Source organism: Flavobacterium sp. UBA6135, from assembly GCF_002428305.1.
In the GTDB taxonomy this organism is placed as follows: Bacteria; Bacteroidota; Bacteroidia; order Flavobacteriales; family Flavobacteriaceae; genus Flavobacterium.
Window position 1 is genome coordinate 1 of the sequence record NZ_DIVJ01000035.1, and the last position, 21,491, is coordinate 21,491.

Annotated in this window: 21 protein-coding genes; 10 read left to right on the forward strand and 11 right to left on the reverse strand. The window is 34.8% G+C overall.

Annotated features, from left to right (window positions below; all coding sequences use genetic code 11):
- The 4 genes from B3L86_RS08920 to B3L86_RS08935 all read left to right on the forward strand — a co-directional run.
- A partial coding sequence (locus tag B3L86_RS08920) for a CBS domain-containing protein (protein ID WP_349679488.1) occupies window positions 1–952 on the forward strand: 952 nt, incomplete at its 5' end.
- Window positions 953–958: 6 nt separating this feature from the next.
- The gene (locus B3L86_RS08925) at window positions 959–3,958 is read left to right on the forward strand and encodes a type I restriction endonuclease subunit R (protein WP_291117887.1); all 3,000 of its coding nucleotides are present in this window, start codon (window positions 959–961) and stop codon (window positions 3,956–3,958) included.
- Entirely contained in the window at window positions 3,942–4,580 is a 639-nt protein-coding gene (locus B3L86_RS08930) for a hypothetical protein (protein ID WP_291117889.1), read from the forward strand. The genes B3L86_RS08925 and B3L86_RS08930 overlap by 17 nt, the downstream gene beginning before the upstream one ends.
- Before the next feature lie 74 nt (window positions 4,581–4,654).
- Complete coding sequence (locus tag B3L86_RS08935) at window positions 4,655–5,776, forward strand: DUF4268 domain-containing protein (RefSeq protein WP_291117892.1); 1,122 nt, start codon at window positions 4,655–4,657, stop codon at window positions 5,774–5,776.
- A 355-nt stretch (window positions 5,777–6,131) separates the two neighbouring features.
- On the opposite strand, the gene B3L86_RS08940 is transcribed toward B3L86_RS08935, so the two are convergent.
- Together B3L86_RS08940 and B3L86_RS08945 are read right to left on the reverse strand one after the other, a co-directional pair.
- Complete coding sequence (locus B3L86_RS08940) at window positions 6,132–9,128, reverse strand: DEAD/DEAH box helicase (RefSeq protein ID WP_291117894.1); 2,997 nt, start codon at window positions 9,126–9,128, stop codon at window positions 6,132–6,134.
- Window positions 9,129–9,282: 154 nt separating this feature from the next.
- Window positions 9,283–9,861, reverse strand: a complete 579-nt coding sequence (locus B3L86_RS08945) for a hypothetical protein (RefSeq protein ID WP_291117897.1) — start codon at window positions 9,859–9,861, stop codon at window positions 9,283–9,285.
- 321 nt (window positions 9,862–10,182) lie between these two features.
- Between B3L86_RS08945 and B3L86_RS08950 the strand changes: the two genes are divergently transcribed.
- Window positions 10,183–10,794: a hypothetical protein gene (locus B3L86_RS08950; protein WP_291117900.1), complete on the forward strand. Its 612-nt coding sequence runs from the start codon at window positions 10,183–10,185 to the stop codon at window positions 10,792–10,794.
- A 51-nt stretch (window positions 10,795–10,845) separates the two neighbouring features.
- Here the strand turns inward: B3L86_RS08950 and B3L86_RS08955 are convergent, their stop codons facing one another.
- The 9 genes from B3L86_RS08955 to B3L86_RS08995 all read right to left on the reverse strand — a co-directional run bounded on the left by B3L86_RS08955 (window position 10,846) and on the right by B3L86_RS08995 (window position 16,621).
- Window positions 10,846–11,037: a hypothetical protein gene (locus tag B3L86_RS08955; protein WP_291117903.1), complete on the reverse strand. Its 192-nt coding sequence runs from the start codon at window positions 11,035–11,037 to the stop codon at window positions 10,846–10,848.
- A 186-nt stretch (window positions 11,038–11,223) separates the two neighbouring features.
- On the reverse strand, window positions 11,224–12,006 hold the full coding sequence (locus tag B3L86_RS08960) for a hypothetical protein (protein ID WP_291117906.1): 783 nt from the start codon (window positions 12,004–12,006) through the stop codon (window positions 11,224–11,226).
- 190 nt (window positions 12,007–12,196) lie between these two features.
- The gene (locus B3L86_RS08965) at window positions 12,197–12,970 is read right to left on the reverse strand and encodes an XAC2610-related protein (RefSeq protein WP_291117908.1); all 774 of its coding nucleotides are present in this window, start codon (window positions 12,968–12,970) and stop codon (window positions 12,197–12,199) included.
- 295 nt (window positions 12,971–13,265) lie between these two features.
- Window positions 13,266–13,643, reverse strand: a complete 378-nt coding sequence (locus B3L86_RS08970; protein ID WP_291117911.1) for a TonB family protein — start codon at window positions 13,641–13,643, stop codon at window positions 13,266–13,268.
- A gap of 438 nt (window positions 13,644–14,081) precedes the next feature.
- On the reverse strand, window positions 14,082–14,498 hold the full coding sequence (locus tag B3L86_RS08975) for a hypothetical protein (protein ID WP_291117913.1): 417 nt from the start codon (window positions 14,496–14,498) through the stop codon (window positions 14,082–14,084).
- Between the two features lie 69 nt (window positions 14,499–14,567).
- Window positions 14,568–14,690 (reverse strand): hypothetical protein, encoded by a 123-nt coding sequence (locus tag B3L86_RS08980; RefSeq protein ID WP_291117915.1) that lies wholly within the window; start codon window positions 14,688–14,690, stop codon window positions 14,568–14,570.
- Window positions 14,691–14,704: 14 nt separating this feature from the next.
- Entirely contained in the window at window positions 14,705–15,325 is a 621-nt protein-coding gene (locus B3L86_RS08985) for a hypothetical protein (RefSeq protein ID WP_291117917.1), read from the reverse strand.
- Between the two features lie 162 nt (window positions 15,326–15,487).
- Window positions 15,488–16,225, reverse strand: coding sequence for a hypothetical protein (locus B3L86_RS08990; RefSeq protein ID WP_291117920.1), 738 nt, complete (start codon window positions 16,223–16,225; stop codon window positions 15,488–15,490).
- A gap of 168 nt (window positions 16,226–16,393) precedes the next feature.
- On the reverse strand, window positions 16,394–16,621 hold the full coding sequence (locus B3L86_RS08995; protein ID WP_291117923.1) for a hypothetical protein: 228 nt from the start codon (window positions 16,619–16,621) through the stop codon (window positions 16,394–16,396).
- Window positions 16,622–17,349: 728 nt separating this feature from the next.
- Here B3L86_RS08995 and B3L86_RS09000 point away from each other — a divergent pair.
- From B3L86_RS09000 to B3L86_RS09020, 5 genes are all read left to right on the forward strand, one after another.
- A complete protein-coding gene (locus B3L86_RS09000; protein WP_291117926.1) occupies window positions 17,350–17,556 on the forward strand; it encodes a YqaE/Pmp3 family membrane protein in 207 nt (68 codons plus the stop codon).
- Window positions 17,557–17,615: 59 nt separating this feature from the next.
- Window positions 17,616–18,644, forward strand: a complete 1,029-nt coding sequence (locus B3L86_RS09005; protein WP_291117928.1) for a hypothetical protein — start codon at window positions 17,616–17,618, stop codon at window positions 18,642–18,644.
- Window positions 18,645–18,893: 249 nt separating this feature from the next.
- Complete coding sequence (locus B3L86_RS09010) at window positions 18,894–19,490, forward strand: Crp/Fnr family transcriptional regulator (RefSeq protein ID WP_291117931.1); 597 nt, start codon at window positions 18,894–18,896, stop codon at window positions 19,488–19,490.
- Entirely contained in the window at window positions 19,490–20,704 is a 1,215-nt protein-coding gene (locus tag B3L86_RS09015) for a hypothetical protein (protein WP_291117934.1), read from the forward strand. Before B3L86_RS09010 ends, B3L86_RS09015 begins: the two co-directional genes overlap by 1 nt.
- 85 nt (window positions 20,705–20,789) lie before the next feature.
- Complete coding sequence (locus tag B3L86_RS09020; RefSeq protein ID WP_188362989.1) at window positions 20,790–21,344, forward strand: fasciclin domain-containing protein; 555 nt, start codon at window positions 20,790–20,792, stop codon at window positions 21,342–21,344.
- Window positions 21,345–21,491: the final 147 nt, after the last annotated feature.

Genomic DNA, 21,491 nt, shown 5'->3' on the forward strand with positions numbered 1-21,491 from the left:
CCAATTTAGTTTGAAGATATACAGTAAAGAGTTTGAAATTACACCAAGAGAATTATTGAATTTTTTTGGATGTGAAAAACGAACTACAGGCAATGTTGCTTATATAAATAGATTCCTTAATGAAAATCAATTAGAAACAGAACCAAATTTTGTAAATGGATGGATTGATGGGGATATCGTAATTAAGCATAAAAAAAAGGCAACAACAAAAAATGAAGTTGACCCAATTCAAAGAATTAAATTACTTCCATCTTCAAACAGAGAACCAATTTCAATTACAAAAGAAGCATCACTAAAAGAAGCTATTACATTGATGATGATGCATAATTATTCTCAACTACCAGTAATGAGTGGTTCACGAAACGTTATTGGGTTTATTAGTTGGGAAACAATCGGTTATGCTTTAACAAATGGATGTAAATCTGACGACGCAAAAGATTATATCAATACAAATATTTCACTTCTTAGTTATGAAACACCTTTAATGGAAGCTATTAACATAGTCATTGATAAAGAATTTGTTTTGGTATATAAAAGTGATAAAACTATAACCGGAATAGTTACAATTGCAGATATCAGCTCACAATTTTTATCTGTTACTGAGCCTTTTCTATTGTTAGAACAAATTGAAAATCACATTAGACAAATCTTAAATAACAAGTTTTTAATTGCTGACTTAATTGATTTTTGTAAAACTGAAGAATACGATAGAAATATTGAGTTTATTGACGATTTAAATTTTGGTGACTATATTAGAATTGTTGGTAAACCTGAAAATTGGGAAAAACTTAATTTATCAATAGAAAGGACTCCTTTTATCAAACAACTAGACAAAATTAGAATAATTAGAAATGATGTAATGCACTTTGATCCTGAAGGTATAACTCAAGAACAAAGAAAAGATTTAGTTAAAATGGCAAAATTCTTAATGGAATTGAGAAAATTCAACTAACTATTTATGACAACAGAAGCAGTGATAGAACAGGCCACCATTGAATGGCTAACCGATTTGGGCTATACGCACGTTAAAGGAACCGATCTTCCTGAAAATGGCGTGGGTGTCATTTTACGTGAACAACTCAAGGCTTTTATCTTAAAACAATACGGTCATGTACCGGAAGAAATACAGGAATTAGCCATTGCCGATTTTTGTAATAATCCCGGAGCTGAACTTGACTACCGCAACCGCAGTTTTCATTTAAAGTTAACCAAAGGCTTAGACTATGAATACAAAGACGCCGATGGAAACGAAAAAGCGGTTCATATCTATCCGATCGATTTTGAAAACGCAACCAACAACACCTTTTGGTGTGTCAACCAATTTAGCATCGTAGGCAAAAACAAACGACGACCCGATATTATTATCTATATCAACGGAATTCCTTTGGTTCTTTTTGAACTCAAAAATTGGTTTGATGAAAATACTACCATAGCCGAGGCGTTTAACCAACTACAACATTATCAAAAAGACATTCCGCTGTTGTTTGAATACAATGCCTTAACCATTGTTAGCGACGGTAACGAAGCACAACACGGTATGTTTAACAGCAACGCCGAATGGTTTGCCGCTTGGAAAAGCATCGACGGTACAACCATTATTGAAGATGATTTTCAAATGCATACGTTGCTGCATGGATTGTTTGTGAAAGAACGATTGCTTAATTATATCAAAAACTTTATCTTTTTTGAAGACCATAATGGTACTTTAATCAAAAAAGGAGCTAAATACCATCAATATTTCGGGGTAAACTTTGCGGTGGAAGCCGCCAAAAAAGCCATTAAACCTTATGGTGATGGTCGCATCGGTGTCATTTGGCACACCCAAGGTAGTGGCAAAAGTATATCGATGGCCATCTATGCCGGAATTTTACGAAGCTTACCCGAATTGAAAAATCCAACCATAGTAGTGCAAGTGGACCGAAGTGATTTGGATTTTCAGTTGTATGAAAACTTTGTCTTGGCAAAAGATTTAGTGGGCGATGTGCAACATGCCGATTCAACAGATGATTTACGACGTTTACTTTCTACCGGAAGCGGTGGCGTTATATTTACCACCATTGAGAAATTCCGTTTAAAAGGCGGAACAGATAATCAACTGGGCGAAATTGAGCATCCGATACTTTCGGAACGGGAAAACATCATCGTAATGGCAGATGAAGCCCACAGAACCCAATATGGGTTGTTGGATGGCTTTGCGTCCAACCTCCGAAAAGCATTACCCAATGCGTCTTTTATTGGATTTACGGGAACACCAGTTGACAGTAAAGATGCCGATACACAAGCCGTTTTTGGCGAGACTATTCACATTTATGACATCAAACAAGCGGTGGATGATAAAGCCACTGTACCGATTTATTACGAACCCCGCTTGGCAAAACTCCATTTGTGGAACGAAAATATTGACGCCGAAGTAGATGCTATCACTGCAGATGTTGAAGATGACAGCAGTTTGAAATGGGCCGCTATTGAAGATGCCGCAGGTTCTGAAGAACGAGTAGCTAAAATAGCAAAAGACATCTTGCAACATTTTACCAACCGCACGGAAACCTTACCCGGAAAAGCGATGATTGTTTGTATGAGTCGCCGTAACAGTGTGAAAATGTTTGATGCGTTAAAAGCCTTGCCGGGTTGTCCGGAAATTGCGGTGGTAATGACCGGAAATATATCCACTGACCCCATCGCTTGGAATGAGCACCTGCGAACACAAGACGCAACGGAGGCTTTAAAAAAACGTTTCCGAAATCCGAAAGACCCTTTGGAAATTGTCATTGTTCGCGATATGTGGTTAACCGGATTTGATGCACCTTGTGTGCATACGATGTATGTAGATAAAATCATGCGAGGGCATAGTTTGATGCAAGCAATCACCCGAACCAATCGTGTTTTTAAAGACAAACCTTCGGGAGTGATTGTGGATTATATCGGTATTGGAGATCAATTAAAATCGGCAACCTCAAAATACACCGGCGGTGGCGGAAAAGGAAGACCTACGATTGATATCCAACAAGCATTGGAAATGTTTTACAACCAAGTCGCTATTTGTCAAAACTTATTACCTGAAGGAACCGAATATGAAAATTGGAAAGGTTTACGAGATAGTGATAAAATACTGTTGGTAAAAAAAGCTCTGAACAACATTATTAAAAATGATGAAACCTCCAACCAATTCATGTTGGAAGAAAAAAAACTGACCGGTTTACTATCGATTGTTAAATCGCAACCTGAAATACAGGAATACAGTGTCGATGTGTTGTTTATGCAACATTTATCAAAAGCCATCCGCAATGCCAAATCGGTAAAAAGCAGTAAAGGCAATCAGAAAGAACAAATCAAAGAGTTAATCAGTCGCAGTATTGAGTCGGATGACATTGTTGATGTATTTGCAATGGCAGGATTGGAGCGAGCCGATATTTCCATCTTAAATGAAGATTTTTTACTAGGAGCCAAACAAGAAAAAGACAGTATCGACATCAAAATTGCTTTGCTGCGTTCCATTTTGTTAGACGAAGTAAAATTGCGTTTGCACAAAAACATCAAAAAATATACTTCCTTGAAAGAAGAATTGGAAAAAGTAATTGAACGTTACCATACCAATGCTATTGATTCGTATACCACCATTGCCGAATTAATTGAACGAGCCAAACAATTACAGGAGGAAGACCACCGCACCAAGGAATTGGGACTTAGTGATGAGGAATTGGCTTTTTATGATATTCTTTCTTCCAAAAAAGAATTGATTAATGAGAGTGGCTTAATTCAAGACATCGTTCACGGTGTGGTCAATGCCGTCAAAAGCAATTTACAAATTGACTGGATGAAAAAAGAAGATGCCAAAGCCGCTATTCGACTAGCCGTAAAAAAAGAGCTGCGTGGTAAAGTCAGCATGGCAGACCTAAATAGTATTTTATTGGAAATTATGGAACAAGCGGAAGGACAATTTAGTGAATGGAGGGCTTAGTATGCAGGATGATTTTATAAAAGCAGAATTAAACAAGTATAAGCAAGTGCTTGAAGCACAAGTTGAGAAATTATCAATTCAACATCCAATAAAAATTGATGAACATTTTCTATTCAATAAAGAAAGTAAATCAACAGAAGAAAAGGCATCCATGATTGCCAAAAACAGATTGGAAAAGATCAAAAATAGTCCTGCATTGTATTGGATAACTTTTGAAAATAAGGAATATGATAAAGCTACGATTTATGATTTATATTGTAAAAAGGTTGAAAATAATTTACTTGAAGAATTTAAAACCGGAAAAGAATTTTATAGTGATAATGAATTAAAATGTAGACGAGTTTTTTCATCCTATAAATCAAAAAACGAGCAAGATTTTGGTACTCAAACATTGTATGTTGGTAAAGTAGAAAATAATTTATGGGGTCGCTTGGCGGTTCATTCCGGTTGGGGAACAAGCCCAAAAACAGCAGGTTTGCAACTGCGGTATTGGTATGATTTTCATTCCTTTGGAGACTTAACTTTTAATTACATCGTTTTTGATAATCAACTAAAATATTTTGTAGAGGTGTTGGAAAAAGAATTAAGAAATAAACTAAATCCTTTGCTGGGGAAAAAATAATTACAATGAAAAATACACTAGGCTTTCTCTGAAAACTCCTGTGACTATTAAACCAACAAAAAACAAAAGAGAATATGTATATAATTGATCGAGAAAAAAATAGAATAAGTAAAATAGATAAAATTAAGTTTTCAGATCTAGAATTTACAGAACGTTATCATTTACAAGAATGGATTGCAAATGACCCAACATCTCTTGGCGAAGACTTACTTATTATTCAAAAAGAATTTAGTGGTTTCAGTGAAACTAATGAAAGACTCGATTTACTGGCATTAGATAAATTTGGAAATTTGGTTGTAATTGAAAATAAACTCGATGACAGTGGAAAAGATGTTACCTGGCAAATAATAAAATATTGTTCTTATTGCTCAAGTTTATCTAAAAAAGACATTATAAAAATATATCAAGATTACCTTGGAAAAAGTGGTGTAGCAGAAGATAATATTTCGGAATTTTTTGATGGTAAAGATATAGAAGAAATAAATTTAAATACTGGGTTAACATCTCAAAGGTTAATATTGGTAGCAGCAAACTTTAGAAAAGAAGTAACCTCTTCTATTTTATGGCTATTAAATTTTAACATGCGTATTCAATGTTTTGAAGTAACTCCTTTTTCATTTGGTGACCAACTCCTGTTAACTTTTGAGCAAATTCTACCAATTAAAAGTAGCGAAAATTATGCTATAAGTATGGCGACAAAAGCTCAAGATGAAATAAAAGTACAAGAAACTACCAAGAACCGACACAACGTTAGACAAGAATTTTGGCAACAATTTATTACTGAAAATTATAAAAGAAATGGAATATTTAAAGATAACTCTCCAGCAAAAGAAAATTGGATTTGCAAGGGAATTGGATTGAGTGGCGTAAATTTAAATGTTGTTGTAAGTAATAAATATTGTAGATGTGAAATAACATTTAATACAGGTGATAAAGAAAACAATGAAAAACTATTTGATTTTGTATATAATTCAAAAGACAAAATTGAGACCATTTTTGGAGATTCCTTGACATGGGAAAGAATGGATGAAAATGTGACTTGTAGAATTAAATATCAAAAAGATGATTTATCATATTTTGAAAAGAATGATTGGAATGCTATAAATGATTTCTTGATCGAAAACTCTTTAAATATGGAAAAAGCTTTCTCTGAAGTATTGAAAAATTTAATAAAATATTCAAAGCAAAATAAATAATAAAATCAGCCGAAACCCTATACAACTATCCAAGTCTATTATTTAGCAAGGTAGTCAGTGTATTGCATGACCTTGTATAAAAAATAAAATTTATATGAAAAATGTGAAACGATACGGACTTAAGATATTTCCATAAAAAGCAGAAGCCAAACGATTGTTTGGCTTCTGTTCGACCGGGGACACCCCAATCCTTTTATCATTGATTTTGATTCTCAATTTGATAGTACAAAGATATTAAAATATTTTCTAATTACAAATAAACACTAATTGAAAGCTAACAATAGCTACTACTTTTAAAAAATAGAAACCCAATCTTAAAACTATTTTAATTTAAAAAGATACTCTTTTTAATTATTTAACCAATACTATCGTATCCATCAAACAACGTTTTTTGAAACACATTCCCATTAAACTTATTAATTAATTCTCTAATAAATTCGTAGTGCTTCACATATTGATTGGGGATCGGTAGTAAATGTATTTTTTTTCTATCAAGTAAATCCTTTTTTATTTTATCTGATTGAATGGTCTTTTTGTTTTGGTAATGTTCTCGGCCATTTAATTCAAAAACCACTTTTGGGATGTTGTTTTGATAAAGTACGCCATCAAATTCTTTTTTATTGACCAGTGGGTTGTTGCTTTCTTCCGGAAATAAAGCAGCTACCTTTATATTTCTCGCAAACTTGGCATCTTTTGAGGAACAAAAATGTTGCATGGTTATGTAGAATTCATCCTCAAACTTGGAATTGTTGGAGAAGCCTATGGTAAACTTATTGACGGTACTTTTCGCTATTTCAGTGGTTCCGTTTTTAGCGGCATATTCTATTAAGGCATACAAATCATCGTCTTTTCGGGATAAACTATCTATTGCTTTTTTGTCGGTGACCACAATTAAATTTTCTTTTGCTCTGGTAACACCCACATTGATTAATTGGCTGTTGTTTTTAATCCAGTCGTAGGTTCTAGGTGTTGTTTTCGTTGAAATAGCGGTGGATATGATGATGGTTTTATTTTCTTGTCCTTGTACTTTGTGTATTGTACCGCAACTTACTGAACTAGCTATCGCCCCTACTCCTTTTGCTTCAGCTAAATAATGATTGATAACCTCTTCCTGATTTCTAAATGGCGTCAGTATGAAAACATCTGTTAGGTTATTGTCTTTTATATACTTTACAATTTCCGTTGCTTCTTCTATCTGTGCATTTTTTTTCTTCTGATTGGCGTTATTTACTTCCAGCAATTTCAACGTACCGTTTGCTGTAATAGCGGTGAGGTTAAGTTTTTGTTCATAAAAACGCCTGTTAGAATAATCGATAATTTTCTTGCCACAGCGGTAATGGTAACTTAATAAAATTTCCCTTGAAATGCTGTCAATATTTTTATAAACGGACAGTATGGAGTTGTTGTAATAATCATACTCTTTACTGATATTGAATTGCTGCATTAATTTTTCGTTCTTGCTTTCTTCAAAAATGATGATGGGTTTTAGTTGGTTGGTATCCCCTATCAACACCATGTTTTTACATTTAGAAATCGGAATTAAGCTGGTTGGAATGTCGCATTGACCCGCTTCATCAATCGTCAACAAATCAAATTTAAATTTGTATCCCAATCGACGGCTTGAAATATTGGTTGTTAGTATGATTGGGAATACTTTGGTGAACTTTTCTAGGTTTTTGTCGCTTCCCATCCATGCATTGAACTCTTTTACTTGTTCGTCTTCGGACAGATAGAGTATTTCAATTAATTCATGGTAGTCTTTGCTTTTTAAGCGTTTGATGTATTTTAAGGATTCATAGTAGAAAAATTGAAGGAGCTTGTGATTGCCTTGTATGCTTTCAAAGATTCCTTTTACATTATCATCGGTAGTTTCGGGAATGGAATTTATTTTCTTTATCAGTTTCTCCTTTTCTTGTTCGAGTAGCCAATAGTTTCCTTTTTTCAACAGCTCATTTATAAATTCCAGATTTTGCTCTAAGTCCGTTCTTTCTTCGTAGTTGTGTAATTTATCCAGTAATTGTTGGTTTTTCTCTTTTGAGTTTTCTTTTAGATTGAGTAATAAGGACTCTTTTGGAACGTCTGTTGTTTCGAACTCATAGAGCTTTTTAATTGTTGCTAATGCCTCTAGGGTGCATTGTTTATTCCCAAGTCGAATAAAGGGTAACAAAATCTCTTTATCTCTATACTTTCCCAATACCAATTTATCTTTAATTCCATCGATTGGGATGTTGTTGTTAGACGTAATCAAAAGTGTTTTGTTGTTTGTCAAACAGTTGACTACGATATTTAAAATGGTTTGTGTTTTTCCTGTTCCTGGTGGTCCTTGAACGTAGGTAATGGGGTATTTTAACGCATTATAAATCGTACGAAGTTGGTCGATATTTACATTGTTGTCATAGAGCACGATGTGTGGTTCTTTTCTGTTTTTTCTGTCTAATAAGGACGTGTTTCTAAAGAATGCCTTCAAAGGAATTTGCATTTCATCGTTTTTGTGCTCCGAATTTATACCCTCGTAAATAGCCGTGATGTCTATTCGTGCATAGCCTAAAATGACCACTTCGGGTCGGGTGTTGGGTAACTCCCCTGATTTAAAATTATCCTGTAGCATTTCGATAGTGCCGGCTCGGTCATTCAAATAAGACTTTTCAAAATCTGCACTGCTTATATCCGTATAATAGGACAAGGTGTATTTTACATCTTTTACAAAAAAATTGGGGTTAAAATGCGTTTTTTCACTGATTTGAATGGTTCTTTTTACGGGGTCGTAGGTTAATTCCCTGTACGCTACCACAAATTTTCCTTTGGATTCTAAATCAATTGAAAATTCACATAGAGCGAGTTTGTAATCGTGGAATTTGCTGTACTCATTTTGATATATCTCCTTGATCATGTGCCGTTGTTGCTCTAAGGATAGCTGGTACGGGTTCTGCTTGACCAACTCTGTTACATCAATTTCAGGAATTAAATGGGATCTATGAAGAAAGGGGTCTTTATTGGCTTTGTAGCATTCTAAGTAGTAGTTTACTATGTTGTTGTCGTATTGGTCAAATTCGTAGTGTTGTAAACTTTCATCCTCTTCTATTTTTTTTATCAGTTTATCCGGAACATCGTAATGGGAGAACTTTAGTAGTTCCGCCGTTTGGATTGCAGAAATGGAAATGGGCGTGTTTAGTATGGGCTCGTCTTTCATGACGTTGAACATGTCGACTACTATTTTGTCATTAGCGGTAATGTCCGTAATGCAAATCCAAAAAGGTTTTATCTCCCCTTGCTTGTTTTTGTAGTGGATGCTTAGGTATTTACCTTCTCTAATGGCGGCTCCTATACTTGCTGTAATTTTTTTGTTGCTCATTTGAATTGGTTTGCGAGGGGTTTGGGTGGCTTATAGAGAGGAATATCAAATATACGAGATTATCTTTGAATTTGAACCCTCGAAGGGTGTTGAACCCTTCGAGGGTGGAGATGCTGAAACAAGTTCAGCAGGACAGAGAGGGAGTTAATTGGGCTTATTTTACTATTTCAATCAAATAAACAATTCCGAATATCCAACCCACATAGCATATCGTGTAAGTCAGCGAGTAAACAAATGAAATTCCGATATCCCCTTTTGTGTCCTTTGATTTGCTAAAAACCATTTTTAACGCTCTAAAGAAAACCCAATACATCATTGCTAAAATTATAAAAAGCGAAAACCAAAAAACAGCTTCCAAAACGATTAGCAAAATTAGAATCAAAATAGTCATTCCAATCCAGAGTAAAATTGATAAAACCAGTCCTCCAATTCCATCTCCAACTGAAATACTTGGTGTGTCAAAAGTAGGTGTTGCATTTGCCATTACCTCTCCCCTTTTAAAATTACGATATTTTGGAAAATTGTCAATTAGTCCAATTCCGTAATAAAGTCCGTAAGTCATAAAAAGAAATAATGCAGTAGCAATAATTCCGAGAGACAAATAAAGGTTTGATGTCAGACTTCGGTTGTAATTAATACCGGACAGGTAAACAGTCAGTATTGTAATTCCGATTACGAGTAATGAAACAATGAAAACGGATTTTCCTTTTAAATAATACTGTTTACTTTTCAATTCAGAGGTTTTTGTTAGTTTGATGATAACTTATAAATATATTCAAAAATATAGAACTCTTTTAACACATCCCAAGGTTGGTTTTTCCATTTCATTCTAATTCTACCAAATTTCTCTCGGTTGGTCGGTTTTCGTTCACCCTCGAAGGTTTCTCCCACCCTCGAAGGGTTTTGAACCCTTCGAGGGTGGGAGAACTTCTTCGAATCGAAAAAAATTTCTTTGAAAAGTTCAGAATCTTTATTAGTTTTGATTTGTTAATCTAAAAAGTTTCCAAAACTTTTAAGTAATTAACAATTATCTATACGCCAAACAAAACTAATTATGGAAGTAAAAACACCTTTACTCCACGGACATTATTATCACATCTATAACCGTGGAAACAACAGCTCTCCCATTTTCTTTGAAAATGAAAACTATTACCATTTTCTTCGCTTGTATGCCAAGTATATCGACCCCATCGCAGAAACGTATGCCTGGTGTTTACTGAAAAATCACTTTCACATTTTGGTCAGAATCAAAGAAAAAAATGAAATTATTGAAAGTGATTTGACTTACAATACTACTGCAAAACCAAAGACAATTGAACCGTATCGGCAGTTTTCGCATTTGTTTAATGCCTATACGCAGTCCATAAACAAACGCCACCAACGCACGGGTAGCTTATTTGAAAACAAATTTGAACGAAAAATGGTCACTTCTGAAAACTATTTTCAACAATTGATTTTTTACATTCACAACAATCCTGTTCATCATGGTTTGGTAAAACAAATGAGTTTGTATCCCTGGTCCTCCTTTGAATCCATGCTTTCCCAAAAACCCACCATGCTGAAAAGAGAGGAGGTTATGGAACTGTTTGGTGATAGAGAACATTTTATTGACTATCACAATCAGGAACAAACTGAGGATGGGATTTTGGATTTGATTATCGAATGACTTGAAGGGGGTAACCCTCGAAGGGTTTAAAACCCTTCGAGGGTTGAGGGTTTAGCCTAATTTATTGATGTAACTGCTGTATAAATCTTTGAATTGATAACCCTCTGCTACTCTATCTTTGCTTAGTTTATTGTATTCAACTAATCCCCAAAGCAGTAACTCTTTCAGGAAATACTTGTCTTCTTTGGAAAACTCAGGTTGGTATTTTTGAATGAGGTCTTCTAAGGGTTGAATGACATCCAATTGCTTTTGGTAGGTTTCGTCTGTTGCTTCATCTATAAATTTTTATAGTCTAAGTACTTATCAAATTCCTCATCATTCATCTTGAACAGAATCTTAGAATATTCCCTTGAATTAAAAATTCCAATCTCCAAAGTGTGCACTGTGCTCTGCGAATGTCTCTGACTCGGCTTTTTTATTCATCGTTTGTTAGTTTTTATCATTATGGTTTGCTCTGGAAATTACTTTAACATGTTCTTTTTCAAAAACAAATTGTCCATTGACGTATTTAAGTTGCCCTTGTCTTATTGTGTCATTATCAATCCCTTGAGAATAAGCATAATTATTCCCATAATGATAAGTAAGTAATTTTTTGTCTGCGTTATACTTTATATAAGGACTTTCATCCATTTCAACGCCATTTTCTTGGCAAAAACCAAAATACGTTTCTTGTTTTGATGTACCAATGGCATGGGTTATCATAGCATCCGAAGAAAACGAAATGAGATGTGCTCTTTCGCAGTAAACAGTCAGTACAGATGCCGGTCTTCTCCCACTTTTATCTATAATCAAGTAGTTATGATCCGGAAGTTTGTAGATAGTGTCAATGGTTGTAAAATCAACTTCTTCACTATTTTCTTTACCTGTAAGGTTGTAATGAATCCAAGATTTCCATTCTGAATTACAATAAGCACCGCATCCTTCAATTTCTATTGTAAAAATTTTAAAAGAATGGTCCGGTGCATAAAAAACCTTACTGTTTGCAATGCTAATTCTACTTTCATATAGAACACTGTCTATTTGTTCTGTTGTCAATGCCTCGGCATCTTCAACATAGTCTTTTAGTATTTCGTATTTATATTTTGCTAAAAGTAAAGAGTCTGATGGATTCGTAGAAGATGTATTGTCTTGAAAAATGGGAACTGATGTTGAGGAACATTTCAAAAGAGTAACGGCAAGTGTCAAAATGAATATTTTCAAAGATGTTGTCATGGTTTACGGGTCTGTTTTTGTGTCTATGTCTTTTTCATTGCTCTTTAAGCTTGTGACTAACGGCAGTTCATCAAAAAAACCGCGATTAGAGGTGTGCATACTGCTTAGCTTGCGTACACTCGGTGGTGTAAAAGGCTCTCCTTGTCAGTTTCTGGCAGGGCAGTCTTCCCGCCTATAGCCAGTACTTCTGTTAGTAACCTTCAAATTTGATAGTGTCAATTTCTGTTTTACTTGTTTTCCCATTAACAATTTTTTTGTAAGTTGTTTGAAGTAAACTTGCTGTATCTCCGGCAATTACTTCCCGAGTTGTAATTTCAGTAAATTTTATTTCCCCGTTTTTATCGAAATGATGAACCCGACTTGAGTTCCAACCTACACCCATTTTCCAATAAGTGGAAACCGTTTTGTCTGTTTCGTTTATTTCAAATTCGCCACCCGATAATTCATCTGATAATTCAAATATATTTTTCTTTTTGTTGAACAAATAAACATTAAACGCACTGCCCCCACTTCCTGAACCTGTCCTGTTATAAACAATGAAATCTTTAAGTCCGTCAAAATTAGCGTCTTTAAATTCTCCGTTAAAGTCAAAATTCTTTTTATCAATTGAATTAAAAAGGGCTAAATCGAAATAGTCTTCATTTAACAATAAAACTTTGTTTGTGCTATGATTTTTTAATCTGTTTATTCCATTCCCACCTGTAGCACCTTCGTAAACGGTCAATTCAAATTCCCAAAAACACTTGATTCCATTTATTAAAAATGGTTCACTAACCTTGACGAGCGTAGCTGATTTATCCCAATTTATTTCTGTCTTTTTGTATTCAGGTACTTTTTGGACAAGTGTATCTGTTATGATGTTTTCTTTATCAATAGTATTTTGATCCGAAACTGTATTGTCTTTAGCATTTTGACAACTTAAAACAATCAGAATCAAAAACGATACGTAAATTAGGTTTTTCATTATTTTTTAATTTCTGTTCTTTGCCAATGTATAGAATCTTTTAAACCCTTTTTTGTTTCTTCATTCATCTCGTAGCGAGAAATAAAGCGACCCTGACACAACTAAAAAACATCGTTTAGAAAGTTGTTTATATTGCTGTGAATTGCGTCATAAATATAGTGATTACTAAACAAATAACTTGTACAACTTTCAAGCCGTATGGGAGTCAGGCAAGCCCTTAGTTTTTTGTTGTAAGACGTTTAAAGTCTGTAAATTAGCCGGCATTAAGCAAAATAGTGGTTAGCACCGGTTTTCTCTAGCCTTCAACTATGCGAAATACTACAGGGACAGTAAAATTAAACTTACAGCAGTCTACTCTTTTCTCCATAATGTCCTTTCCGAGAGCTGTAACAATGGCAATCTCGTCTAAACCATAACCTAGGCCCTTCACTACTTTAATATTTGTCACACTACATTTTTCTGAAACATTAAAAGATACCAGTACGCTTCCTTGGATATTGTTTAGCAATGCTGTTTTGGGATATTCAAAGTCATTCGAGTAACGTTTTAAACTAAATAAACAAAATCCGGAGGCAGTATCAACGTCAAAACTATAGTCAAAATTGAAAGCTATCTCTTTTTTCGGACTTATTTGTCCAAATGACGGGTTGAAACCGGTAAGTAGCATGGCCATGACTAATAAGGTTGAATGTTTCATAGATGATGTCAAAAATTGGTGCTAAAGTTCTGATGCTTGCTTTCAGTGGTGTTGCACCAACACCAAGCCATTACAAATATATCAAAACATTCCGTTAAGCACCTGATTTTCACATAGGAAAATCCGGAAGAAGCCATTGTAGCAAACCGCGGTTTGTAATTGGCGTTTATACTATGTTTAACCCGTTGGGTGTAATTAAATTTTCAAATAATTTTACCACTAATTTACTTCGTCTGTTCGCTACGCTCGGGCCACCAATTTTTTTGACTAATTATTCGATTAAATTCGAATTTTCATCAAAGATGAACAAATTATTGCATTTACTAAATTTATAATTTGTGAATTCGTGGCAAAAATATCCAGAATACTATTGAATTAAATAATTACACCCAACGGGTTATGTTTATCTTTCTTTTAGATTTTTTTTACAAAGTTTATTAAGTCATTTAATAGATTACTTTTTGTTTCACTTAAACTTTTTTCCGTTTCTAAAATTTCCAATTCCCTTTTTGGTATTAAGAAATTTCCATTATCTATTGTTACTAAAGAAATAAAAAAATAGTTTATAGAAAATATTTTTAAAAAAATGAGTGCCTTCGAAATGAAATTGAGGCTCTTTTTTGATTTTTTTTCAAGATAACATTTCCTTGAGAAAAAAATTAAAAGAAGTATATTAAAAAAAAGTATAATGTATACATTATCTCGACTTTGTTTTAGAATAAAGAGTTGAAATAAAAAGAATACAAATGATAAAATAAATGAATATAAAAAATAATAACTTCCCCATTTTAATTCTGCTTCACATTTTTCTTTTATTTCTTCTATTTCCATCTGTATAATCTATCTTTTTTTTAAACTTTACTATTGAAGATGTTTTTGTAACATACTTGTTGCTAACTCTTAAACATCACCAAATATATACAACTTTTTCACCACTTCCCAAAACAACCCAACAGTTTTCTTATCTTGTGGTTCCACGAAGTCCCCCGCTATTGCCACATATACGCTGTTTTGGGTTGCCATTTTCACATCCATTTTTATATTAAAATTGAAATTGTCCACACGATATAAAACCATACAAAGCCTATCCAACTGATTTTATGGATTTTCTTCAGTGTAAGCCAGTCATACACAAACAGAGAAATAAACAGTCCATTCCATACAATGGCAATAAATGCTTCGACATTATCAATATGTAGATTTCCACTTACTCTACTCAATATAGGTTCGAGAATCAGCAAAGAAGCCATGTAAATAAACCGTTTGTGTTTGGTTCCGTTTTGTCTGTTTAGATAACCGAGCACCACTAAAACTGCAAAACTCAGCATAAAAAATCGATTAGCTTTTGCGAAATATGGCATTGAATCCAATCCTTTATAAACTGTAATGAATACATATACAGTACTTAGAAATACTCCGATGGCTACCAACATTCCGGCAATCCCCCATTTCATATGAGCTTTGTAATCTCCTTTTCGAATAAAATTGGATTGGAAAACGAATATGATGAACCAAGCAAACATAAACAGTCCGTGGATAATGAATTTTGGGTCGCTGTTGCTTTCTTGACCTACATCAGTAATCAAGTTGTCAGAAAAGGCAATCAGAGATAATAAGAGTAATAAGATGCTGACAATAGAGAAGTAATGTTTTTTCATTTTGCTCAGTTTTTATGGTTGCTCACAACGTTTCGGGCTTTGCGTACGGGCGGGTTTCGGAGCACAAAACTGTCAGCCGAGCACAAACTGTGATAGAAGCACAAAGCTTGATTTAACCACTGAACCGCCACTTTTGGGTAGGTGCTATTATGGTGCGTTTTTCTATTCATTTTCAAGTCGTTGCAATAAGTTTTTCAAGTCTGAAAAAGGTGCTGAATCGTCAGTTTCCCATTCTTTCTTGATATTAATTCTGTTCTTAACTGCTTCAATACTATGTGGTCTGCTGTCCTTTAAGATTCTAAAAATTTCGGGAATGTCTGGATAGTCCGTTGGGTCGTAATACATCCATACATTTATTAAAAGGTCTAAATCGTCTTTGTCTATTACAGTTGTTAGTGTTTTCAGACTTTTGGTCATTAAGTCTTTGTCGGCTTGTGAATCGGTAGATTCTTGATACTGTATATAATCTTCAAAAACATATCGAATATTCTTAATGTGGTTAACATTCAATTCGTTCCATACCGTCTCAATAAGCTTACTGTCGCCCAAGTCAAAGCTGTAATCGTTGTTTTCCTTTATGTATTTTCCGTTTATTCTAAAACTTCTTTTAGTTCCGTCCTTGAAATGAACGTCAATAAAATAAAGTGAAATTGATTTTCTTAGTCCATTTGACTTTGAACTATTAAATTTCTCAACAAATAGTTTCTTTTGGTCGTATGTCAGGCGTTTTGTATGGTTCTTTAATGTGTCGGATTGTCCAACTGTGTTTTTTATTTCAATAAAGTCAACTGTTTCAATTTCGATAATTATTTTCTCAAAATTCGATTTAGACTTTGTCTGTCCACAAGCTGTAAAAGTTGTCGAAATGATAAGGGTCAATGTGAATGTTAGTTGTCTCATTGTCGGCTTTTTAAAATGCACCATAACGGTTTGCAGCTACAAGAAGTTGGCGATTTCGGAGACGAAAGTTGTCTGCCAGCACCAAACTTGATACGAAGCACAAAGCTTCATTTAACCACTGAACCGCCAATTTCTTGTAGGTGCTTAGCGGTTCGGCTTTCTTGCTGTTTAAATAGTTTCATTTGTTTTTTTAAGTCGTCTGCGTTCTAATAAATATGTCGTCAACAAGTAAGCAATAGCAGTTGTCAAACTTATTATAAAATACTTGTCGTATGTAAGTTGATTGAAAGGCAATCGTATAATTCCGTCATCACAAGCGGTGCATTCTAAAATAAGTCGTTTGCTGTCCAATGCTGTTATTGAAATTGTCATAGCAAAGAATATAAAAACTGTCACGCAGGTTCTTTTTAGCCTGTTAGGTCGAGATGAAAACCTTAATAACAAAAATGTCCACGAAGTGAAAAGTCCAAAGGAAATAACAAAAATGTCGCTTGCAAACAAGTGAAAGTTTTTGCCAATAAATTGAATGTTGTCACCGTTAAAAAACTTGAATGAAAACCTAACAAGTTGTCGGTAATAGTCCTCAAATAAAAATGCAAACACAATTCCCGCAAGTAGAAGTCCTACTAACGTCAAAATGGTTTTGTAATTATTTTTTATTGTCGTCCACATTTATTTGTCTGTTGTGTTGTCGTCTTTTAAGCTGACCGCTAACTAGTAAATATCATCAAATATATACAACTTTTTTAACACCTCCTAAAACACCCCATGCGTTTTCTTATCCTCATTAGTAACAAATAATCCAAAAAGTAAAAAGTGTAAAATCAAAAAACTAAAAAATTAAGAGAACTAAAAATCAAAAACTAAAAAAACGAAAAGAATCAATAGACTAAAATAATTAAAAAATCAATAATCGCCTCGGAAGTACACACAAAACCCCACCCACTCCCAAATCACCACCCATAGTTACAATTCCTAAAACACAATTCCCATTTGCGAGCGTGTAAATCTCGTTTGCTAAAGTGTAAATGCCATTTGCAAAGGTGTAAATCCCTTTAGTCTTCGAAGGTTACTAAAAATTTGCTTTCTTTGTATGAATCAATCCATTAAAAACAGCATCCATCATGCGTTACGTCATCGCCTTCTTCCTCCCCTGGCTATCTTTGATGCTTCAAGGTAAAATTTTGTCAGGTATCATCTGTTTGATTTTACAAATCACCATCATCGGTTGGGTTCCTGCCGTCATTTGGGCTTTTACCGCCTTAAATCGCATGTATGCCGACAGAAGAACAAACAAGATTATTAAAGAGATGAAAGCTAGTAAGGGGTAGCTAGTCATTTTTGTTACCCATTTAATTCCTTACTTTTAGCACCTAAAACAAAACAACCCATGATACGACTACTCTATCTTCATTTACTCTTACTGGTTCTCCCAGTTCAAGGCCAAACCGATTTTTCAAAAGGCACCTACACCACACTCGATGGTGTTGCTACGGACGCCTATATCGCCTCCCGCAACTGGAACCAACCGTTTGAAAGCATTCAAGTAAAAACCAATTTGAACGATAGCCCCATAACCATTGCAACCGAGCAATTGCAAAAATTGTTCGTTTCCCCCGAGCATCAATTTGTTCGCCAAAAGATATGGAAAGCCCCGGTTTGGGTACCCGATCACACGGAATTAAATTATACTAAAAATGAAGTCGTCTTTTTGAAACTCGTAGGTTATGGCAAAGTCAGTCTCTATACCTATTATGAAGGCACATCACAACGAATCGTATACAAAGCCAAGACCAATCGCTTTATGGAATTTGTACCGCCAAATGGAACCGCTACCAAAACCGGAAAGCCTTTGGATTATAAAGACCAGATAAAAGCAGATTTTAACAGCTCCCTGTATCAGGAAAGCGATTTGAAACAACTCACCTATTCTCTACTAACCATTACCGAATTCGTTAGAAATTATAACAGTTACATCATGGATGATATCCAAGTGGCCCATTCTGAAGTGGTTCGTGCTGTAACCGTTCCAAGAGAGGATCATGACGAAGAAGCCAACTTTGAAGTGCCTTTTGTCGTGTTAGAAAAAAGTCCGGTGTATCCCGGTTGTGAAAAACTGGCCACTGAAGAAGAAGTCAGAATCTGTTTTAGCACCCAATTGGAAGCTCTTTTTGACAAGCACTTTAAATATCCGAAAGAAGCAGCTCCGGAAGATAAAGACAAAAAAATGTTTCTGCAGTTTCTCATTGAGAAAGACGGTACTATTCAAATGAAAGCAATGCGGGTTGCCCATCCGTCTATTGAAGTGGAATTGCAACGTGTATTTGGGAAAATGCAAAAAGTAAAACCCGGCATGATGCGGAATAAAGCAGTTACGGTGAATTATATGCAGGTGTTTAAGGTGAAGGAGAAAAAGTAGGTTGAGCAGCTGAAACAAGTTCAGCATGACAGGTGGTGCTTAAGTGCAACAAGACCGAGTTTGGGTTCAGCAGGACGGGGTAATGAACCTCATCTTGATAAGGTTGAAATCCTGTACTCTTCCCATAACAAAAGGTTGCGACAAACAACCAATTTCATATAAAAATTACCAAAAAAGAAAGTTTATGATAATTATCATTTACGCTTTCAATATAATTAAAGATATTTACATCTTTAATTGTTTCTTACTATGCAAATCGATTTGGATTTACTCTTCACTTGGGGGGCTGTAGCAAAAAAATACAAAAAAAATGACATCATTTTCTATGAAGATGACAGGGCTCTATTTTACTATCAAATCCTGGAAGGCTCCGTTAGGATGTACAATTCAAATGATGAGGGCAAAGAATTTACCCAAGGTGTTTTTTGTGAAGGTCGTAGTTTTGGAGAACCGCCTTTATTTATCAATGAAGTATATCCCACCACTGCAGTAGCCTCACAAGACAGTGTAATAATTAAACTGTCAAAAGATAAATTGATGCGTATTTTAGAAGAGTATCCTACAGTGAAATTAGCATTTTTGGAATTGATGGCAAAACGCATTTATGACAAAACCATTTCGACCAAACAAATTATCAATCAAAAGCCGGAACATCGCATTAAATCCTTTTTAGAAAACTATAAAAAGCAAAACCAATTTTGTGTTGATGATAAAACGTACATTCCTTATACAAGGCAAGAAATTGCAGACTTTACCGGTTTACGGGTTGAAACGGTTATTCGCACACTTTCAGAAATGAATAAATCCAATAAGGTACGTATTGATAAACATAAATTATTTTTTTGATGAAGTCCCTCTCGCTACTCCAATGGATAAAAATCACACTTTTCAGCTTATTTCTAGTGGCTCTCATGGGGCTTTTAATGCGGTATAAGATTGCTTTTGAATTGCCCTTTTTAGCTCAAAAGAACCTACAGCATGCCCACTCTCATTTTGCTTTTTCAGGATGGGTCACACAGCTCTTGATGGTTTTAATGGTTCGCTATTTATCGCAATACACCTCGGAAACAAAAATCAAAAAATACAACCACCTCTTTTGGGTCAACATTATTGTAGCCTACAGCATGCTCATTAGTTTTGTCATTCAAGGATATGGCTTTGTTTCTATTTTGTTTTCAACCCTCAGTATTTTTGTATTTGTCTGGTTTGCCTTTTGGTTTTATAAGGACGCTAAAGAAATTCCCTCCCATTCTTTAAGTAAAAAATGGTTTTTGCTATCCCTGTTTTTTGGGGTGCTTTCTTCCCTAGGCACCTTTGCTTTAGCGTATATGATGGCTACAAAAAATGTACCCCAAGATTGGTATTTGTCTTCTATTTATTTCTATTTGCATTTTCAGTACAACGGCTGGTTTTGGTTTGCCTGCACCGGATTGTTTGTGAGTTTATTACAACCCACCCTGAAATTGACCCGAGATAATACCTTTGCATATCGCCTTTTTGCTTGGAGTTGCCTTCCCGCCTATTTGTTGTCGGTTTTGTGGATGCAATTACCTGTTTGGGTGTATGGATTAGCTGTACTTGCGGCACTTGTACAAGTGTACGCCTGGTGGAAACTGGCATGGGCATCACTTGCTGTGTTCAAAACCAATCCCACCATCACCCCATTTTTAAAAATAGTATTTCAAGGAATTGCTTTTTGTGTCACACTCAAACTACTCTTGCAGTTGGGTTCCGTTTTTCCTGTGGTAAGCCAATTGGCATTTGGCTTTAGACCGATTGTAATTGCCTATATGCATTTGGTTTTATTGGCCATCATTTCCGGTTTTTTATTGGCTTATCTCTATACGAATCATTTGGTATATCGCTCTGTTAAAACTCAATTCTTCTTATTCCTATTTACTATCGGTATTTTTTTAAACGAATTACTATTGGCACTTCAAGGTATTTTTTCTTTTGCTTATGTATTAATTCCGTATGCCAATGAGCTGCTTTTTGTAGTGGCTATTATTTTAGTAACCGGTATATTAGGGATTGTATATTTTAATCATAAAAAATATTGAAAAAGGCATTTCTTATGATTACACTCATAAAATAGTTTTTACAAAACAAGGAACTTTGATTCTGAAATTTTAAAGCACCCTAATTATGAAAAAAACAATTCAACTTCTCGTTTTAGCCGGTTGCATACTGGTGTTAAGTTGCAAGCAAAACAATGAAACTCCTCCAGCTGCCACATCAGAAAACGGTGTGGATTTAAGTGTTGGACAAGAAGGAGTTGTAGATGAAACGTCCAATCCGAATATTGTTCAAGTTGCCTCGGGCAGTAAAGATCACACCACCTTGGTTGCCGCTGTTAAAGCTGCAGGATTAGTCACTTCTTTGAGCAATGCAGGACCTTTTACCGTTTTTGCCCCTACTAATGCCGCTTTTGATCAACTTCCGGCAGGCACTGTTGAAGGTTTACTTAAACCCGAGAAAAAAGGCGATTTAGAAAATATTTTAGGGTACCACACCTATGTTGGTTCCCTAAAAACAGAATACATGCAAGACGGCCAAGAGTTTGATATGGTTTTTGGAGGAAAAGTTACCATTACAAAAGAGGGAGATAAAACGTTTGTTAATGGTTCAGAAATTGTAGCCAGCATCCCTACATCAAATGGCATTATCCATGTGATTGGAGCGGTTTTACTGCCTAAATAAAAGTATTTTTTGTTTTAATTATTAATTCGGAAAAAGCGTGAACGGTCGTATTCACGCTTTTTCTATTACTGCCATTTATAATTTTGTTAAATATGAATGAACATGATTAAAATCATATGTTACTCTTTATACAAAAAGCATCTTTGC

Bases quoted from the DNA above. Each gene is read 5' to 3' on its own strand.
- B3L86_RS08935 (WP_291117892.1), top strand. From the start codon at position 4,655: ATGTATATAATTGATCGAGAAAAAAATAGAATAAGTAAAATAGATAAA.
- B3L86_RS08940 (WP_291117894.1), bottom strand. From the start codon at position 9,128: ATGAGCAACAAAAAAATTACAGCAAGTATAGGAGCCGCCATTAGAGAA.
- B3L86_RS08985 (WP_291117917.1), bottom strand. From the start codon at position 15,325: ATGAAAAAACATTACTTCTCTATTGTCAGCATCTTATTACTCTTATTA.
- B3L86_RS08980 (WP_291117915.1), bottom strand. From the start codon at position 14,690: ATGGCAACCCAAAACAGCGTATATGTGGCAATAGCGGGGGACTTCGTG.
- B3L86_RS09005 (WP_291117928.1), top strand. From the start codon at position 17,616: ATGATACGACTACTCTATCTTCATTTACTCTTACTGGTTCTCCCAGTT.
- B3L86_RS08990 (WP_291117920.1), bottom strand. From the start codon at position 16,225: ATGAGACAACTAACATTCACATTGACCCTTATCATTTCGACAACTTTT.
- B3L86_RS09020 (WP_188362989.1), top strand. From the start codon at position 20,790: ATGAAAAAAACAATTCAACTTCTCGTTTTAGCCGGTTGCATACTGGTG.
- B3L86_RS09015 (WP_291117934.1), top strand. From the start codon at position 19,490: ATGAAGTCCCTCTCGCTACTCCAATGGATAAAAATCACACTTTTCAGC.
- B3L86_RS08960 (WP_291117906.1), bottom strand. From the start codon at position 12,006: ATGACAACATCTTTGAAAATATTCATTTTGACACTTGCCGTTACTCTT.
- B3L86_RS08965 (WP_291117908.1), bottom strand. From the start codon at position 12,970: ATGAAAAACCTAATTTACGTATCGTTTTTGATTCTGATTGTTTTAAGT.
- B3L86_RS08970 (WP_291117911.1), bottom strand. From the start codon at position 13,643: ATGGCCATGCTACTTACCGGTTTCAACCCGTCATTTGGACAAATAAGT.
- B3L86_RS09000 (WP_291117926.1), top strand. From the start codon at position 17,350: ATGCGTTACGTCATCGCCTTCTTCCTCCCCTGGCTATCTTTGATGCTT.
- B3L86_RS08950 (WP_291117900.1), top strand. From the start codon at position 10,183: ATGGAAGTAAAAACACCTTTACTCCACGGACATTATTATCACATCTAT.
- B3L86_RS08975 (WP_291117913.1), bottom strand. From the start codon at position 14,498: ATGGAAATAGAAGAAATAAAAGAAAAATGTGAAGCAGAATTAAAATGG.
- B3L86_RS09010 (WP_291117931.1), top strand. From the start codon at position 18,894: ATGCAAATCGATTTGGATTTACTCTTCACTTGGGGGGCTGTAGCAAAA.
- B3L86_RS08925 (WP_291117887.1), top strand. From the start codon at position 959: ATGACAACAGAAGCAGTGATAGAACAGGCCACCATTGAATGGCTAACC.